Source organism: Paenibacillus tyrphae (assembly GCF_024158745.1).
Taxonomy (GTDB): domain Bacteria; phylum Bacillota; class Bacilli; order Paenibacillales; family NBRC-103111; genus Paenibacillus_G; species Paenibacillus_G tyrfis_A.
On the sequence record NZ_JAMZAW010000018.1, the window covers coordinates 89,380 to 106,951 of the forward strand.

The 17,572-nt window shown below is 47.1% G+C and carries 11 protein-coding genes; 1 reads left to right on the forward strand and 10 read right to left on the reverse strand.

Annotation, left to right across the window (positions count from 1 at the left end; translation table 11 throughout):
• Nucleotides 1-7 precede the first annotated feature (7 nt).
• From NI000_RS24835 to metK, 5 genes are all read right to left on the reverse strand, one after another.
• Nucleotides 8-406, reverse strand: coding sequence for a hypothetical protein (locus NI000_RS24835; protein ID WP_253414071.1), 399 nt, complete (start codon nucleotides 404-406; stop codon nucleotides 8-10).
• Between the two features lie 90 nt (nucleotides 407-496).
• Nucleotides 497-1,222 (reverse strand): response regulator, encoded by a 726-nt coding sequence (locus NI000_RS24840; RefSeq protein ID WP_253414072.1) that lies wholly within the window; start codon nucleotides 1,220-1,222, stop codon nucleotides 497-499.
• Nucleotides 1,223-1,227: 5 nt separating this feature from the next.
• Complete coding sequence (locus tag NI000_RS24845) at nucleotides 1,228-2,382, reverse strand: sensor histidine kinase (protein WP_253414073.1); 1,155 nt, start codon at nucleotides 2,380-2,382, stop codon at nucleotides 1,228-1,230.
• Between the two features lie 88 nt (nucleotides 2,383-2,470).
• A complete protein-coding gene (locus tag NI000_RS24850) occupies nucleotides 2,471-5,089 on the reverse strand; it encodes a stalk domain-containing protein (RefSeq protein ID WP_253414074.1) in 2,619 nt (872 codons plus the stop codon).
• Nucleotides 5,090-5,247: 158 nt separating this feature from the next.
• Nucleotides 5,248-6,453, reverse strand: a complete 1,206-nt coding sequence (gene metK, locus NI000_RS24855) for a methionine adenosyltransferase (RefSeq protein ID WP_301292667.1) — start codon at nucleotides 6,451-6,453, stop codon at nucleotides 5,248-5,250.
• Nucleotides 6,454-6,722: 269 nt separating this feature from the next.
• On the opposite strand from metK, the gene NI000_RS24860 reads away from it, so the two are divergent.
• The gene (locus tag NI000_RS24860; RefSeq protein WP_253414075.1) at nucleotides 6,723-7,154 is read left to right on the forward strand and encodes a hypothetical protein; all 432 of its coding nucleotides are present in this window, start codon (nucleotides 6,723-6,725) and stop codon (nucleotides 7,152-7,154) included.
• 434 nt (nucleotides 7,155-7,588) lie between these two features.
• Here the strand turns inward: NI000_RS24860 and NI000_RS24865 are convergent, their stop codons facing one another.
• From NI000_RS24865 to NI000_RS24885, 5 genes are all read right to left on the reverse strand, one after another.
• Nucleotides 7,589-7,861: an alpha/beta-type small acid-soluble spore protein gene (locus NI000_RS24865; RefSeq protein ID WP_253414076.1), complete on the reverse strand. Its 273-nt coding sequence runs from the start codon at nucleotides 7,859-7,861 to the stop codon at nucleotides 7,589-7,591.
• A gap of 88 nt (nucleotides 7,862-7,949) precedes the next feature.
• Nucleotides 7,950-8,555: a hypothetical protein gene (locus tag NI000_RS24870; protein WP_253414077.1), complete on the reverse strand. Its 606-nt coding sequence runs from the start codon at nucleotides 8,553-8,555 to the stop codon at nucleotides 7,950-7,952.
• An 88-nt stretch (nucleotides 8,556-8,643) separates the two neighbouring features.
• Nucleotides 8,644-11,754, reverse strand: coding sequence for an S-layer homology domain-containing protein (locus NI000_RS24875; protein ID WP_253414078.1), 3,111 nt, complete (start codon nucleotides 11,752-11,754; stop codon nucleotides 8,644-8,646).
• A 546-nt stretch (nucleotides 11,755-12,300) separates the two neighbouring features.
• Nucleotides 12,301-16,083, reverse strand: a complete 3,783-nt coding sequence (locus NI000_RS24880; RefSeq protein WP_253414079.1) for an S-layer homology domain-containing protein — start codon at nucleotides 16,081-16,083, stop codon at nucleotides 12,301-12,303.
• Nucleotides 16,084-16,347: 264 nt separating this feature from the next.
• Nucleotides 16,348-17,466, reverse strand: a complete 1,119-nt coding sequence (locus NI000_RS24885; protein ID WP_253414080.1) for a glycosyltransferase family 4 protein — start codon at nucleotides 17,464-17,466, stop codon at nucleotides 16,348-16,350.
• Between the last annotated feature and the right edge of the window lie 106 nt (nucleotides 17,467-17,572).

Sequence of the window (17,572 nt, forward strand, 5' to 3'; positions counted from 1 at the left end):
TTTATGCTTACATGTACTTGAAAGCGGTTTCTAAACCTTCGTTTTGGTTAAGCCGGACCACAACCACCTGTTCATCTGCATGCTTCAGGACCCATTCCTCCAAGTTCCGTTCCGCAATTGTACAGATGCTCAACTGATGCTCCAGACTTAACCTTCGGGCAATGTCCAACGTGTCGTCCGTCGAACCTTCATCCGCCAGCGTCACTGATATCGCCTTGCCCTTCATCCATGAAAAAAAATACAGCGAGCGAAGATACCACTCTACCTGAAGCTGATTATTGTAGGTTTGCAGCACGTAATGCGTCGTTCTGGGCTTTCCGTATCGCCTCCACTGCCAATGGAGCCAATGGATGATGGCGACCCCTGCGGCGTAGCAACCGATAATCCAAGCCAAGCCTAACATCATAGCGGCTCCCTCCCTTAAGAGCAGTATATGCCGATAGAAGGGAGATGGTTCCTGCCAAGCTTGAAGAAAGGACTGCTATTGCAAACCCGCTTACAGCGTCACCCAGCCATTTTTAATCGCGATAATAACCGCCTGTGTCCGGTCGTCGACTTCCATTTTCTGCAAAATGCTGCTGACATGATTTTTAACCGTTTTCTCGCTGATATACAGAAACTCGCCGATCATCTTGTTGCTTTTGCCTTCGGCCATCAAGCGAAGCACTTCCGCTTCCCGACGGGTCAGCGGGCTATTGTCCATATGCACGTACTTCACGCCTGCTTCTTTCGACGTCGTGCCGGAACCGGCTACACCCTGCTCGTCCAAATACGTCATACGCCGAAGCTGGTTGATGAGCTTCCCGGTCACTTTCGGATGAATATAGGCATGTCCGGCCACGACCGAACGAATCGCGTTGATCAAAGATTCCGCTTCCATGTCTTTCAACAGGTAACCGGAAGCGCCTTTGCGGAGCGTCTCGAAGACGTAGCTCTCATCGTCATGAATCGAAAGAATAATCACTTTAATGTCCGGAAAAATATCCTTTAATTTCTCCGTCGCTACGACACCGTTCTCTATAGGCATGTTAATGTCCATCAAGACGATGTCTGGGTTCAAGGTATTACAGAGCTCCAGTACCTGAATGCCATCGCCGCATTCGCCGACGACTTCCAAGTCGCTCTCCATATTTAAAATTCGTTTGACCCCCTCGCGAAACAGCTGGTGATCATCTGCTAAAACCAGCTTAATCGGGCGTTTGGCGCTGCCCATAATGTCCATATTGATTACTCCTCCTTGGATTCTGACTTGATCGGGATGACCATGGATAGTTTTGTTCCCGCCCCTGGCGCCGATTCGATGTCCATTCGCCCCTCGAGCAGCTCTACGCGCTCACGCATGCCCATTAAGCCGTAATGACTGCCGCGTGCAATCTTCTTGTCGATATTGTCGGTGATAAAACCAACGCCATTATCGGATACGGTTATTTTCATCATCTGCTGCTGGAACGTAAGCTCCAGTGAGACATGGGAGGCTTCCGCGTGCTTGAGGACGTTAGAGAACGCTTCCTGTACCAAGCGGTACACCGCTACTTCCATACCGGATGGCAGGCGGACTTCTTTTCCGACCAGCTCGATTTTGGTGCGAATCTTCGTTCTCTCCTCGTAATCCTGCACAAACTTACGCAAGGTGGGGACTAATCCGAGGTCGTCAAGCGCCATGGGACGAAGATTGAAAATGATCTTGCGAACCTCTTCAATCCCGCCCCGGACACCCGTTTTCAAATCATTCAGTTCATCTTTTACGGCATTATAGGCCTGCTTGGCCAACATGCGCTCGGTAATTTCGGTGCGAAGGACCATGTTTGCCATATTTTGCGCAAGGCCGTCGTGAATTTCCCGGGCAATTCTCTTTCGTTCCTCTTCCTGTGCCAAAATGATCTTAAGACCCAGCAGCTGCCGGTTTTTGGCCGATTCCAGAAGACGTGTCACTTGATTGAGATCCCCGGATAAGTACTCAAGCACTACATTGAATTGAGAGACTAAAGACTCTGCCCGTTCCAGCTGTTTGTCGACATTTTTCAACCGTTTCTGCAGGTCGTCCCGTCTTGCTTTCAAATGTAGTTCTTTTTCCCGGTGAATGGCCAATTGGGCTTGCAGTTGGGTGGCCGCCTCGTAAGCCGCCCGAATATCTTCCTCATTGAAGCGCTTGAAATCGCGGCTCACTTCGGTCAAACGAACACGGGAGCGTCGATACTCCACCTCGAATCGGTCCACCGTATCGATCGTGCGGCTCGTTTCTTCAATCACCGACTGCAATTCCTTGTTCAGCGCTTCGCGCTCAGCCCGGACGCTCTCACAGATCTCAAAAATTTGGTACTTGCTGTTTTCCATGACATCAATGGCATTTCTGATGACGCGGTCAAAAACGTCGACTTGCATCCGGACAAAGCTCCTTCGCCATTTTTCTCGGACGTACTAGCAATATAGTACCATATTTTCGGAAGATTGTGAGAGCTTATAGTACTAATTATTGCAGGGTGATTTGCTGGGTTTTTCCATCCCAAGTCACTTTCCAACCCAGGTTCTCAGACAAAATGCGCAGAGGCACCATCGTCAAATCTTTCATAATGACCGGCGGAACTTCGGCCGTAATCCGCTGCCCGTTCACAATCAGGTCTTTGTTATCGATCCACAGATCAATCATTTTACCGCCGCGAAGGACCGTCACTTTACGCTCGTTCGGGTCCCAGCTCACCTTTCCGCCTAGAGCATCAGTCACAAAACGGATCGGAATGAGTGTATTCCCCTCTGTGATGACCGGAGCTTGTTCCAGTGTCATCGCTTTGCCGTTAACGGTCACAGCCTTTTTGTTGACTGTCAGCTGGACGGAATTATTCGATGGCTGCTGCACCGCGCCGCGGTACGTAAACGTAATATCGTCGATGCCGATTTTCCCTTTGGCTGCCCGTTCGTCCTGTCCGATTTCCTCATTTACAACATAGACGCTCTTGACGCGAATCGGATAGCTCAGCTTCAAATCCGTCAGATCGGCAGTAATTTGCTTCCAACCTTTCCAGTTAATATTTCTTGCGAAATCAACATAATGAATTTTACCGGCATTGTCAAGCAGCTCCGCACGCAGCCAGTTCAGGCTCTCGTCGCCGTTGACTCTCATTTTCATATATTGTGGCTCGCCCTCAATGAGAATGCGGGTATCCATCGTCGCATAAGCCCATTTGGTGCCTTTTCCTTGCGTGAAGTCGTAGTTAAGCTCCAAATATTTGTTGCCTTTCTCGTCAGGAACGGTGTAGACGGAAGAAACCACTTCCTGCGGCTTCTTATCCGAGAGCGTCATCACGGACTCTTTGTCCAGATCATACCATACCTTATCAATTCCGACAGGAATCGTCGTCGTCGTGCTGAAGCCGTCATATCGTGCGATCAGCTGCGCGCCCGTGCTTCCTGCCAGGCTTGTAACCTTCAGCATACCATTCGTAACTTCGCCTTGGATGCCAAGCACTTCCCACTGAATGAGCTCCGGCGGAATTTCTCTCGTCTTGCCAGACGACGTTGTCGCAACGACCGGCAGCTTGTACGTTTCGCCTTCGGACAGCGCAAGATTATCAGACGTAATTTTCATGCTGGTCAGCTGATTCCGGCCCACGACTTCGACATCCGCCGTCGAGGTGCCCTGCCCAGATACCGCCGTTACCTTGCTTATCCCCGGTTGGTTCGGAGTAAATACGTTATCTTTGAACGTACCCTTATTGCCGGCTACGCTCCATTGTGCCGTAATTTTATCGGTGTCGACCACCGGGTTGTAAAAGACGTCGTAGGCTTTAAAACGAAGCGGAGCCTGCTCGCCAACAAACAGCACGCTTGGCGCCTGAATAAACAGTTCCTTCACTTCGCCCTGAGGCGCGGTCGAGAATACCCCTACCCCGTTCACGACTTTCCGCTGAATTCCGGTTTCGGTTTTATTCACAAGCACAGGCGTCATTTCACCAAGCGGCCGGGCTACCATCTGCGTCGAACCGCCTCCGTCAAGGTTAAGCCCTTTCCATACGCCAACTTGAATCATGAACTGTTGCAGCTCTTTCATCGATAAGCCTTTGCTTTCGCCGCTGTAGTCCGCCGTAATGATGTAGGCTGTCTTCTGGTCCTTGGAATAGCCCAGCGCCGTCCGCGAACGCGTGCAGCAAAGATCGTCCACCGGGCGCGAAAATTCCGATGGCTTGCCTTCATCCACCAAAATCGTATGACCGCCGATCATCATTTTGAACGTACTGGCATCATACTTCTTGTTCGGGTCCTGCGGCAGGATTTGGTAGTCTGCCTTCAGCGGATCGCCCACTTTTACATGTGCTCGGATAAAATCGGCAGCTTTGCCCGATGCGCGCAAAATATACCCGTCTTTCGGCGCAATCATTTTAATAACGCCGTTATCTGCAATTTCTTTAACGATACCGTTCTGTACCAAAATTTCCGTTGGAACGGTCACGCCGTCATTGGAACGGTCCACTTGCCCCCAAGCGTTCGTATACATGAACAAACCGTCAATATGACTGTGCTCACCGCCGGGCTCGAACCAGTAGTATGTTTTGTTAATCCCGCCAAGCGCGTAGCTTTGCCCGTCTTTCGCAATAATGGAGCCTTTAAACGTAAATAGGTCCACAATAGGCTTGTTGTCCTTGTCCAGCGCAAACGAGTAGAAGCCAGGCAAATACGGCGGCGTTGCCATTAACTGCCCGTTGGCAATCTCCGGACCCATCGGAACACCTTCCGCCTGGGTGTTATAGAAGTCGCCGTTTACCCCTGCGACAGCTTTCGTTTCCTTGGCCATGCCCAGCACGCTTTGCTTGCGCGTAAACTGGTTCTCGGTCCCTGACATGACATCCAGCTTGACATATGGGTTCGTCAAATCCACTTCCACGACATTCGCATTGACTTTGACGTCTTTTTTGCTTCGAGTAAACTGCCATACATATTTTTTCAACACGGCACCGGTCGTCAAAATTTCTTGGCTTACCACTGTCGGAGCCGAATCCGCCGCTTCTGCGCTAAACGGTACCGACCATGTGGACAGCAGCAGCGACACTGCCAAAACGGCACCCGACAACTTTCGCCATTTCTTCTGCACAATCACGTTTCTGTTCTCCTCTCGTTTTCCACTCTCCTTTTATATAGACTCAATGACTATCCAAAAAGTTACGATAATCACAGGTGATAAAAATCGACAAAAATGCAAAAAGACGATCCGCGAAAAGAACGGACCGTCTTGCTTAGACAGATCTGGAAAAAATATTAAGCTTGGGCGTCAGCTTTCAGCTGCTCCGCTTTATCCGTACGCTCCCAAGGCAAATCGATGTCGGTACGGCCAAAATGACCGTAAGCTGCCGTTTGCTTGTAGATCGGACGACGCAGGTCGAGCATTTTGATAATACCGGCTGGACGCAGGTCAAAGTTTTTACGAACGATTTCGACCAGCTTCTCTTCGCTTACTTTGCCTGTGCCGAACGTATCGACAGAAATCGAAACCGGCTTCGCTACGCCAATCGCATAAGCAAGTTGGACTTCACATTTGTCGGCAAGACCTGCAGCTACGATGTTTTTGGCAACGTAACGAGCTGCGTAAGCGCCGGAACGGTCGACTTTCGTCGGATCTTTACCGGAGAACGCACCTCCGCCATGACGGGCGTATCCGCCGTACGTATCGACGATGATTTTACGGCCGGTCAAACCAGCATCACCTTGCGGTCCGCCGATAACGAAACGGCCTGTCGGATTGATAAAGTATTTGGTATTGTCGTCGATCAAGGCTGCCGGAACGATCGGCTTGATAACGTGTTCTTTAATGTCCGCTTGGATCTGCTCCAACGATACTTCTTCAGCATGCTGGGTAGAAACAACGATCGTATCGACGCGAACCGGTTTAGCTCCTTCGTACTCTACGGTCACTTGCGTTTTGCCATCCGGACGGAGATAAGCAAGCGTACCGTTCTTACGAACTTCCGATAAGCGGCGTGCCAGTTGGTGGGACAGCGAAATTGGCAGCGGCATCAGTTCAGGCGTCTCATTAACCGCAAAGCCAAACATCATGCCTTGGTCACCGGCACCGATCGCTTCGATTTGATCGTCCGTCATTTGGCCTTCACGGGCTTCAAGCGCTTTGTTAACGCCTTGGGCGATATCAGGCGACTGCTCGTTCAAGGAAACAAGCACTGCGCAAGTTTGAGAGTCAAAACCGTATTTCGCGCGAGTGTAGCCGATATCTTTGATGGTTTGACGTGCAATGGATTGAATATCAACATATTCCGATTGGCTTGTAATTTCACCGATGACAAGAACCAAACCGGTAGCTACGGAAACTTCGCAAGCTACACGAGCATTCGGGTCATTTGCCAAAAATGCGTCAAGTACGGAGTCGGAAATTTGGTCACAAATTTTATCCGGATGCCCCTCAGTTACAGACTCCGAGGTAAACAAACGGCGGCCCACAGGATTGGACATGAAAACAACCTCCTACTGCTTTTATTATGGATAAAGGCTTAAGTCCACATACAAAAAATCAACCTTTTCCGGGTGGAAAAGGTTTCTTTAGCTGCTACCTTCTTATTGTATGTTACTGGATTTGCAGAAGGCTGTCAATAAATTATGATGAGATCGCGTAAAATTAACATTCCTGTTGATAATTGAAAAAAATAAACCAATTTACAATATAAGGTATCATATGATATTATTTCAATGTAATTCAAATTAATAGAAACAAGGAGGTTATCATGAAAAAATTTGTTGCTCTACTCGCCGCATTAACTGTTCTCGTCTCTGTTGCACCTGTCTCGGCGGAATCTCTGAAAGTGTCTTCTACCAAAAAGGAAGTAAATAGTTTATCATCTACTTACAATGTGAGACCAGGTGATTACCAAAGTTTTAACCCGTTATATCCTGTGGGAAATTTCCCAATAGAATACGAAATTAAACAAAGTAGTAGCAGTTTCGTTAATGCAAAATATCAAATTTTCCATTATCAAGATGGGGATTGGAGGTTAGTTGAAGAGTATTATCGTGCCGGAAATTCAACTGTTCGTGGTATGATCTACACAAATGGTGGAGTAGGAGTGTATAAACTTGTAGTAACTAATCTAACAAATTATCCAAGTCCTGCTGATCTCCGTCTTGAGGTCCAGTTTTATAATGCTGAAGGAGCTTGAGTTATTTGATCATGTAAAAACAAGCTCGGCAGAATTAAAAACTAAATGCTTATTTGCATTTGATCCCCTGCTAGAGCCTTAAATTGAATGTTCTAGGAGATAGATTCCCCTAACTTTAATACAAAAAATCGCGAGTTTGAGGTTATACTGCCTTCAAACTCGCGATTTTTGATGTAGATATAAATTTATTACAAGTATAGCCACCAAATTTTTTCTTATCTGCGAACTCGACTTAGCTTTTATTACTCTTGTTCTATTACATTTCCGTCTTTATCATAAATGGTGGGTCATCCTGCAACTTATGATAAACATCTACCTCATCATGTTTTGCACGCCAACTATCACCATGGTGCTCCCACATTGCTATCAATCCTAAAAGCTCGGGGTTCATTGCGGTAAAAAACAGTCCATCTTTTGATAATTGTTTTCTTTTTTTACAAGCTCAACATCATTTCTTCAGCTTTTTTGATTAATCTTGCCGTAATCGTCCCGCCTACGGCACCGGCATCCCGGGAAGCAATATGCCCCCAGTAATCTTCTTTTACAGAACCGGAAGGGATTGAACCAAGCTCGGTGGCAAATTCAACATTAGCGTTCGCTAGCTGCTTGCCAACCGGAAGCCCTAGCTCTGCGGCAATTTCGTATTTTAAAACATCCAATGCTTTTTTACTTTCCGGTACAACTTTCTTATTATTATTTCTTGCCATAAAGGATACCTCCTCAAGTAGGATGTAGTGCTATTATCCCCCCTGAGGCGAACCCCAAACGTATGAATGATTGGTGATATGGGTAAAATTATGATGCAGCTTTCGTTCCATCCGCATTAATAATCAAGTAGTTACCGCGAACCATAACGAAAATTTCCTGCTTGTTCTTGGCGTCAGGTTTAACGCCCCGACCCTCCCGTGGAACAATCAGCAAATGGTTCAGTTCGACCGTTGCTCCCGCAGTAATATCTTTACCAGAGGTAACGTCGGGAATTCCGTTCTCGTCAGAGCTCACCGCTATGACTTTACCGGTTCGGACAATGAATTCCGTGCCCGCCCCGCCGTAAAGCGTTTGTCCTTGCTGGAGCTTCACGACAGTGAGGCCAGTATTGGGGACAGCCGGTTGCTGTGCGTTACCGTTAGTTCCGGAGCCTGTGGAAGGATAAGTACCACTTCCAGCTCCTTGCTTGGCCAGCTCAGCCTTGATGATTTGTTTGATTTTTTCTTCGTTTACGCTTTGCTTAGCAAATTCGTCTGCAACTTGCTTGGCAATGTTTTGCTCGAAGTAGCTTTTGGTAATGATGGGATCGTCTACAGAACCTGGTAGAGTAGAGGTATTGTTAGAATCTGCGTAGACGATAGTTGTGAAAAGAAGAATGAGAATAACAGTGACAAGAGTAATTTTTGATTTCATGAGTTCACCTGCTTTGGATATATGTAAGTGGTTGGGTCTTGATAAAAAAAGAAGACCCGTAGGGGTCTTCTTTTTTTATCCGTTAGGATTAGTCAGTGATAACAATTGTAGTTGTGGCAGATTTGCCGTTAGGTGCAGTTACTTTCAACGTGAAGGAACCAGTACCGTTGATAGTTACGTTCTCACCATCCAAGCTCACAGTGCCGTTATTGTTCATGGCAACATCAGAAACGATGTAGTCAAGTTGCAGCAACTTACCATTGTAATCTGCAATGTGTTCGTTTTTGAACTCGTTTTGATATTGGTTCTTAACAGTGAGGTCGCCCATCAACTTGTAAACTTTATAGTTGCCATTTACCAAAGCGTCGGAGAGCTTATCGGCGCTTGTATTTGCACCCGATCTGGAGAACGTTTTGCTCGATTTTCCAGCTTCGATGCTCTCAACTTTGTTAGGCTCGTTCTTAACAGTAACTTGGCCAGTTACTGTGTTGTCGTTACCTTTACCATCTTTAAAGCGTACAGTTACATTGGAAGTACCTGTTTTCTTACCGATAACGTAAGCTTTACCGCCGTCTACGCCGTAACGAACGTATTCATATACCTCGGAAGTAACGCTCTTAATTTGTTTCGGGAATGCAACTTTATTTCCAGCGCTGTCTGTAGCTTCAACAACGAGTTCTTTAGCAAGCTTACTCTTCACAGGGTTACCTTGAAGATCCGTGTATGGAGCGTCTTTGTACATACCGTCATCCAACGTATTGAAGATGCTGCCCAGATCTTTCAGGTTGTATTTGAGGTTCTCGCTAGAACCGTCAACAACTTGAACTTTCTTCGTAACAGAAGCTACGCTGCTGTCGATGATAGTTCCATCGGTTTTCTTCTTACGCAGAGCGAATTTAACCTCAACTTCTTTTCCTGTTGCTACATTTGCAGTTTCAATTTTGACCTCTTTATCGGAGAATTGCTTAACAGTAAGGCTTGCACCACCATTTGTAGGCAATTGTCCAAAGCCATCAACGCTCACTTTAAAGTTAGTGTCACCAGCAACTACTGTAGCATAAACATCATAAGTTACAGTGCCATTGCTGTTGTTTTCGTTGATAGGTTTATCAAATTCCTTAATAAGTTCATTGTAGTTATCAATGAGTTGGAATTTAGGCTTCGTTTCACCGCCAGCAACTGCCTTAGTAGCAGCGTCTGTGAGCGTTTTGATCGTGGACGGATAACGGGCATCAACTGTGCTGAAGCTTTTGCTAGCTTGGCTGTTTACGCCGTTTGTAAATACGTTCACGTAAATTTGACCGCTACCTTTTGCTGTTACTTCACTGATGTGAATTTTACCTTTTTGGTCGCCGGTGATAACAACTTTACCATCTGCATCAAGCATAGAAGCAGGTACGTTGTCAGATTTACCGAGGTTAACCGGTCCCGATACGGAAATGTTGAAGCGTTTGTCTTTCACGTTATCTACAACATCATCAGCAGACAACTTATTGCCTTCAGCATCGTATGCGATCAATTCGATGTACTTGTCTTTATCACCTACTGCAAGAGAACCGCTAAATTCACCCAGTTCTACTTTTGCTGCAATTTTGCTTGCGCTGAGTTTAATGTCAGCAGTTGCAGTAGAACCGCCACCGAACACGGATACCGTGAAGATTCCGGTGCTCGTTACTTTACCGTCAAGTTTAACAACGAGGTCTTTGACACCGTCGCCGGTTTCATCAAGGAACTCATGTTTCAGTTTAGACTCATAAGGAACATTTCCTTTTGGAGTAATATAGGCGCTTGGGTCAGCAATTTTGTTGTTTGCTGTACCGGAATCAATTGTGAGTTCGCCGCCGTATTGATCGTATTGAGTCAATTTAACAACAGCTTTGTCGCCAGAGCTTTGGAGTGCGCTTTTACCAGTCGGGTATTTTACGTCACCCAATTCCACTTTGGCCAGGTAAGGGAAGTCACCTACTTTGAATACTTTAACAGCAGACTTTTTGGTGTCGTTGTCCCAAATGTTAACGGAAATTTGGCTATTGTTGGAGATCAAGCCGCTGTCATCCGTATTCATAACAACATAGAACTTGCCAGTGTCAACATCTTTAGTCAAAGATGCGGAGTTGTTCGGTACTGTCGCATTAACTGTGAAGTTACCGGCAGGGAACGAAACGTTTTGACCATATTGGTTGGTTGGTTTGAATTGAACGCGAACTTTTTTCGATTTTGCAACAGTATCGTTAGCTGTTACGAACTCGATTTTTTCAAGTCTTTCGTTCTCAGCTTTGAATTCAGCCGTAGTTTTGTCAACTGTGGAAGCATCCAAACCGCCAAGCGTTACGCTGTACGTGCCTTCCGTAATTTTGGAGCCGTCTTTCAGCGTCAGCGTAGCAACCTTTTTGTCTTCGGACCATTTGAGGTCAGTTGCAACGTCAGCTGTACCTTTTTTCAAGGATACAGTAGCTTTTGCTGTATCTACATCTCTGTCCATAGTAACTTGGACTTTGTTGTAGTCAGCTGCTTTAGCTTCTTTGATGGAAGCTTTAGCCGGTTTGTTGTTGTCAACGTATTGTTTCTTAGCTTCGTAGGAGCTCGTTACCAACAGGTCGCGAGTTGCTGCCGAAGTGCCGCCGAATGTACCGTCAGTGCCGTTACCCAGCAATTTCAGTTCGAGTGCCAGTGCAACATAACTTTTAGCCCAGTCGGAAACAGTTTTGTCGCTCACGCCGGTTTTGTTTTTACCTTCGGAGTCTTTGCCCAGACCGCGGATCAAGAAAGTAGCGAGTTGCTCTTTCGTTACGTCGCCAGCCGGGTTGAATTGGCCAGGAGCGTAACCGTCCGTGATACCAGCTGCTTTAACAGCTTCAATGTAAGGCAGAGCGTATCCGTTAGCCGGATCGTCGGATTTCACATCGGAGAAGCTGGAAGTTTTCAGGGAAGTGTCAACTTTCAAGTTGAAGACCAAAGCTGCTACTTTCGCGAATTGCGCACGGTTCATTTTGTCTTTCAGACCAAATGTACCTTCTTTAACGCCGTCGAAAATGCCAGCGCCGATCATTTCGTCAAACTTTGCTTTCGTAGCTGCATCCAGATCTTTCAGATCTGTGAAATCAGCGGAAGATTTCTTAGCGTCTGCACCCAGCGCTACGGAAGAAAACATGGAGAATGCCATAGCCAGGGACAGGATTGCAGATAAACTTTTCTTCATAACCTTTTTTTCTCCTCCTCGAATATCTTTCGGTTGTTGAGAGTTCTGTGTAGAAAAATTATAGCTCGATTCCCTCATTAGCCGATTCACCCCCTTCCCAGAGTTGAGCAAAATGAGTTTTTATTGAAGATGTCTGCAATGTATAAATTGCAGAAACTAGTAAACAATAGGAAGATTAAGGATAGAATCGCATGCCACCTAACATTATACACTGACATGCCAGCAAGGTAAAGAGTATATTTTGTGAAATTTATCCAAGTTCACAGCTCTTTGTCTTGCTTTCTGTTTGTTTCAATGTATTAAACGCATGTTGTTTCGAAAAGTTGCGCTCTTTGAAAAAACTTTTTTTGGTTTTTTTTGAGACAACTTTGAAACAAGCACATCAAGAGCGTCTATCAATTATGTATTGTATCGAGCGCCCACAAAAGGTAGTATACAACGATCTATTCACCTACGTCATCATTAATAATTTTCCAATATTGAGCGGAAACCACCTAAAATTAGAGAACAAACCGCCAACCTACGGTTGACGGTTTGTCAGTCATCTTACTTCGGGAATTTCTTTTGCTGCTTCAGGATGCGCTCCATGACGGCAGCAGCTTGAACACGCGTGAAGTTTTGAAGCGGATCGAAACGATACGTCTTCTTCTTTTGACCGGAAAGAAGAACGTTCTCGATGCCTTCGATGAATCCGGCCTTGGACACGGCTTCAACCGCCGGCAAAGCATAGATGTCGATATCTTTCGCATCGGTAAATTGCTTTTGAAGCGTAGCAAGAGACTTATTGCTGTCCGAATTCACTTTCAGCTCTGCCGCTCTCGCAATCATGACGGCCGCATCCTGGCGCGTAATGGCCTCGTCCGGCTTGAACCGGCCTCCGGCATTACCGCGTGCGATGCCGACCCGTGCCGCTGTCTCAATGTACTTATAATCGTACAGCGGATTGGTGCTTGCAAACTTCTGCACGTCGCTGAACGTCAGGTTGCCGGAGTACTGAAGCGGAAGATCGAAAGCTTTTACGAGCAGCGTAGCAAACTCGCCGCGCGTAATCGATTCGTTCGGTACAAACAGCGACTGTAGTTTATTGAGCATAAACCCTTTGGAATAGAGCGTATCGAGGGTATCACGGCCCCACTCGTGGCTCGTAATATCGTTAAAGCTGTCGTACATGTACATGACTTGGAAATAACCGAAATGATCGATCGGAACCGTGATCGTGTTTTTCTTCGGATCGACTTCGCCGCCGATGTTTTTCCAAGCCAAGGTCGTCATGCCCCGATAATCTTCATAGATATCCATTTGATACACGGTGACATACTTCCAGGAATCCTGTCTGATCGAATCGTCATACTTCAGCGTCAGTTCGCCGCGTTTGGTCGGTACAAACGAATTTTTCAGGTCATTCTCGTTATTCTTCTGATAAAATCTTACGTTCGCATTGTTTACGTCAATGTTGTACGGATCGCGTCCGGAGCCTGTGAGAGCTTCTTTCAACTTGTCCTTGTCCAAATAATCGTCTTGGCCAACAGCACCGCCGTTGATCCAGAACAGCTTGCTGACCGGACGGAATTTGCCCGTAGGCTCTTGCAGGAAGAACGATGCGCTGTAATCTGTATTATAGGCTTTGTTGACACGGCCATCCTTCACATTGGCAAGTCCGAACAACAGCTTGCGGTCTCCCGTCAAGTACTGATTCGTCGCAGTCGGTTCGTTACGCATAAGCTTCGTGTTAGCCGGGAAACTGAGCTCCAGCTCTCCCTCGAACAGCTTATATTTGTTTTGAAGCGGCATCAGCATTTGTGCGCCTTCTACCGCCGTATTCACGTTATTCACCACAAAGCTGGCTTTAGAGCTTTCTTTGCCGCGGTTAACGGTAAAGCTAATCGTGTTACGGCCTGCCTTCAGGTTCTCGTAACGGTAGTAGAAGTAAGGCTTGTTGTCGGACGGGTCAATCTTGCTGAGCACATTGGCGTCTTTACCGAAGCTCACGCTATCTGCGTTCTCAGCTTCCAATTTGATGTCCACGAAGTTTCCGTTGATCGTAGCGACTTCATCTTTGCCGCTCTTCACAAGAATCGGCTCGATAATACGGTAAGGCACCGGTTCCCGGGAAATCGTGATGCTCCGTGTTTCGGTGATTCCCGTTTTGTTGGAAATCATAAATTCGAAGACGACATCCCCTGTAAAAGGAAGAGGAATGCTTGCCGTATTAATGGCTCCTGTCCCGACGCTATTCAGATAGTTTTGCTGGCCATTGGCCGGAGCAGCAGGATAATTCCATCCAGTCGCGCTATCCCGGGCATCGAAAGTAACAACCGGGTTGCCCAGAGCGTCTTTTTTGCGGACGGTCATTTTGATGCTGTCTGCATTCACGAAGTTGCCTACGAAAGATACGCTGTTTGCATTCGTCGCATATTTATCCGGCGTTTGCGCCTTTGTGAATTTCTCCAGCGGGCTCGGCAAGATATCTCCTACAAATGCAGGAGTCGGAAGCGTAAACTTAAAGATCTCATACTGTACTGTCGTTACAACAGCACCGTTCAAGCGCAGGTTGATTTTTACCGTGTTACGCCCTTCGTTGAGCAAATCTTTGTTGTCGTTAGGCAGCCAACGGGTGTCGGCTTTGCTCACATCCAACATAAAAGTCGATTTGGCATTGGTATCGCGGAAATCTCCTGCAACCAGCTTGGTCGTATAACCGTTAACGGACACCTCGACATTGGCATACTCCACTTCAGGCAAGTTCATGATTTTCGCCTGCAAGCAAGGAGTACCGCCTGTACCTGGAGTACAATAAGGCGTCTCCAATGCGGCGTTTTTGATGACCATATTGTTATAGAAGTTAACCGGAATGATATACGGCGTACTCGTGATAACTAACGGGAAGTCCAGCTTTCCGTTAGTCACACCGCTCGGTATTACGGACATCACGGCTCTTCCATCACGAATGCCGTTAACTTGCACTTTCCATTTTTGTTGGGTGCCATCAGGTCCAACATAATTGGCAGCAATCCCAGTAGCATCCCCACCGATATGAGCCTTAACGCTACCCGCCGGAGCTACACCGGTCGTATAAATATAGAACGTAGATGGGAGCTCACTGATTTCGTTATCGCCATTTTGATTTAGGGCGACTTCTACTGGTTGATTCGTTACCGGGTCCGTGCCAAGATCCTTGGTTACTTTCGTTACATAAGGTGCAGCCGGATCAAAATAATTGAACGTAAACGTCTGCTGCGGCGCTTGGCCTACCAAGCCGCTGCCCGTATAGAACGTCACGATGAGGGTCTGATTCCGATTCGTCGGAAGAGTCAACGGAACAGAACCCAAGTCAAATACTTTATAAGTCGAGGTCGACTCTGCTGGGATTTCCGTCAGCGGCGCCGGTGTGGTTCCCGAGAAGTATACCCGTTGGGTTGCCGGGCTCCCGCCTACTACGGTGATATCTGCATACACATACTGCGTAACCGTAGAAGAGCCCGGGGCCAGATCAACCTTCATTTTACCCGTCAGAGTAGCCGTCGTTTGATTCAATTGCGGAAACGGATCGTTCACCAGTTTCTGTTTTCCAGAACCAGTATCCAAAGCGCCGTCAAACAAAAACGGCTTGCCATTGTTGAAAATGAACTTTTTAGTCGTGTTGTACGTATTCGTGTTGTTGCTGGCGACAATTTTAAAAATGTTGTCCCCGGCTTGCATGTTGAAATCCGTGTTCCGGTTCGGAATGAACGTAAAGTCGCCATTATTGCTGCGGAACGCCGTGATCGGATTGGCTTGGCCGAGCAAGTAACCTTGAACCGTCGTCGCGTTCGGCGATTTACCGGTAATCACATACGCCGTTTGTGTCGGATCCTTCGGATACATCTTGCCATCATCGATCGGCACGTCGTTAAACTTCAGGTCCGTAATGTTCGTTGTCGGCGTAAACGTCAGGTAGGCAGGCTGGGAAGAAATCTTGGAGACGTCTCCCATCGTAAACGTAATTTTGTTCGTACCTGCGGACAGCTTGACGCTGTTGAAAGTCACTTCATACGGGCCCGTCTTCATACCCTTGTTCGATTTGTTTGCCACCGGGCTTCCTGGGCTGGTTGTCACGTTCTCAATCTCATAATAAATAGAAGAGATCTGAGCATCGTCGATATTATCGATTTCGACGGAAATATTGACCGTCTCGCTGGTGACCGGAGTCGGGGTTGCCGCTGCCGTACTGTATCCTTTGACTTTCATCAGCGAACCGCCGGCGGCCATCGCGGAAAACGGTACGATCATCGACACCAGCAGGGCAACGATGACCGCAAAGCTGACGGCACGATTGGTAAGTCGTTTCAAGAGAAGTACCTCCTTATGTAATGAAAATGTAGGCAAATTAACGATTCAAAGCAATCCGGTTAAAAAACAACCTCCCCCGCCTAAAACCGGCAAAGATTTGACATCATTCGCCAAAAAAATAGTTGTACTTTACATATCGGCCGAAAGTCATCGTTTTTTTAGGGAAATTTGCAAGAAGCGCAACAAAAAATCCCAAACCGATCAAGGTCTGGGATTATCAGTGTTTGTTGTTGTATTAAATATGTTGCATTTGATGCTAAATCATCATTTGGACATCCGTGAACGGGTGCTAAGCTGCATCGTTTTAACACGGATTTTGTTTAAAAAATGAAGCACCGGTTTTTTGGTTTTGCTGATGATGCCGATCGCTTCCGCGCCAAGTACCAGCACAAAGAGCAGAATGGCAATCAAAATCACGGCACCCCATAGCGCATCCTGCTCCGACATGAAGGAAAGCAGCACGGCGGAAGAACCGAAAAACACGGCAATACCGTAAATAATGAGCACCGTTGTCCGGTGGCTGAACCCAAGTTGAAGCAAGCAGTGATGCAGGTGACTTTTATCCGCGGCCGAGATCGGCAAGTTATTGACCCACCGGCGCATAATGGCGAAGAACGTATCAGACAACGGAACCCCTAAAATCATGATAGGTACCAGCAAGGATACAACAGTCGCCTGCTTAAATCCAAGCACGGACAACGTAGCCAGACAAAAGCCGAGGAACAGAGCTCCCGAGTCGCCCATAAAAATTTTGGCCGGATGAAAATTGTAAAACAGAAATCCGCCGATAGAACCGAGCAGTACGACACACAGTAATGCGACGGTAACGTTCCCCATCATCAGGGCCAACACCAGAATCGTCGTCGTTGCAATCCCCGATACACCGGCGGACAAACCGTCCAATCCGTCGATCAGGTTAATCGCGTTGGTCACTCCGACGATCCAGAAGATCGTCAGTGGAACGGCAAGCCACGTTAAAGAAACGGCCCCGTCGCCAAAGGGCAGGTTGACCAGATCGATCACAGCCCCGGAATAGACTACTACGCTAGCAGCCAAAATTTGACCGAGCAATTTGATTTTGGGTGACAGGTCGAACCGATCGTCCAGCGCGCCTATCAATACGACAATCGCCCCACCGACCAGCAGACCGAAAACAACGTCCGTTTTTAATGTATTTATAGCAGGAGAAACAACGAAATAAGCTGCGATGAATGCAATAAAAATAGCTAATCCGCCGAGTCGCGGCATGATCCGGCTATGTACTTTGCGATGATTCGGCGCATCCACGGCACCTACCCAAAAAGCAAAGCGTTTTACCAGCGGTGTCATCAGCAATGCGATCAGTAAAGCAGCAACAAAGCCGATACCGTATAACAAGTTCATGTGTGTTTTCACAGCCCCTTTTTTCTATGACAAAACCCCAAACACTTCAAATTATACCTTGACGGCTTCTGAAATACCATCATGAATTTAGGCAATTTGGGCGGTT

What these genes read in the sequence shown, in the direction of transcription:
- NI000_RS24885 (WP_253414080.1), bottom strand. Translation starts at nt 17,466, where the DNA reads ATGAACTTGTTATACGGTATCGGCTTTGTTGCTGCTTTACTGATCGCA.
- metK (WP_301292667.1), bottom strand. Translation starts at nt 6,453, where the DNA reads ATGTCCAATCCTGTGGGCCGCCGTTTGTTTACCTCGGAGTCTGTAACT.
- NI000_RS24870 (WP_253414077.1), bottom strand. Translation starts at nt 8,555, where the DNA reads ATGAAATCAAAAATTACTCTTGTCACTGTTATTCTCATTCTTCTTTTC.
- NI000_RS24845 (WP_253414073.1), bottom strand. Translation starts at nt 2,382, where the DNA reads ATGCAAGTCGACGTTTTTGACCGCGTCATCAGAAATGCCATTGATGTC.
- NI000_RS24865 (WP_253414076.1), bottom strand. Translation starts at nt 7,861, where the DNA reads ATGGCAAGAAATAATAATAAGAAAGTTGTACCGGAAAGTAAAAAAGCA.
- NI000_RS24860 (WP_253414075.1), top strand. Translation starts at nt 6,723, where the DNA reads ATGAAAAAATTTGTTGCTCTACTCGCCGCATTAACTGTTCTCGTCTCT.
- NI000_RS24835 (WP_253414071.1), bottom strand. Translation starts at nt 406, where the DNA reads ATGATGTTAGGCTTGGCTTGGATTATCGGTTGCTACGCCGCAGGGGTC.
- NI000_RS24840 (WP_253414072.1), bottom strand. Translation starts at nt 1,222, where the DNA reads ATGGACATTATGGGCAGCGCCAAACGCCCGATTAAGCTGGTTTTAGCA.
- NI000_RS24875 (WP_253414078.1), bottom strand. Translation starts at nt 11,754, where the DNA reads ATGAAGAAAAGTTTATCTGCAATCCTGTCCCTGGCTATGGCATTCTCC.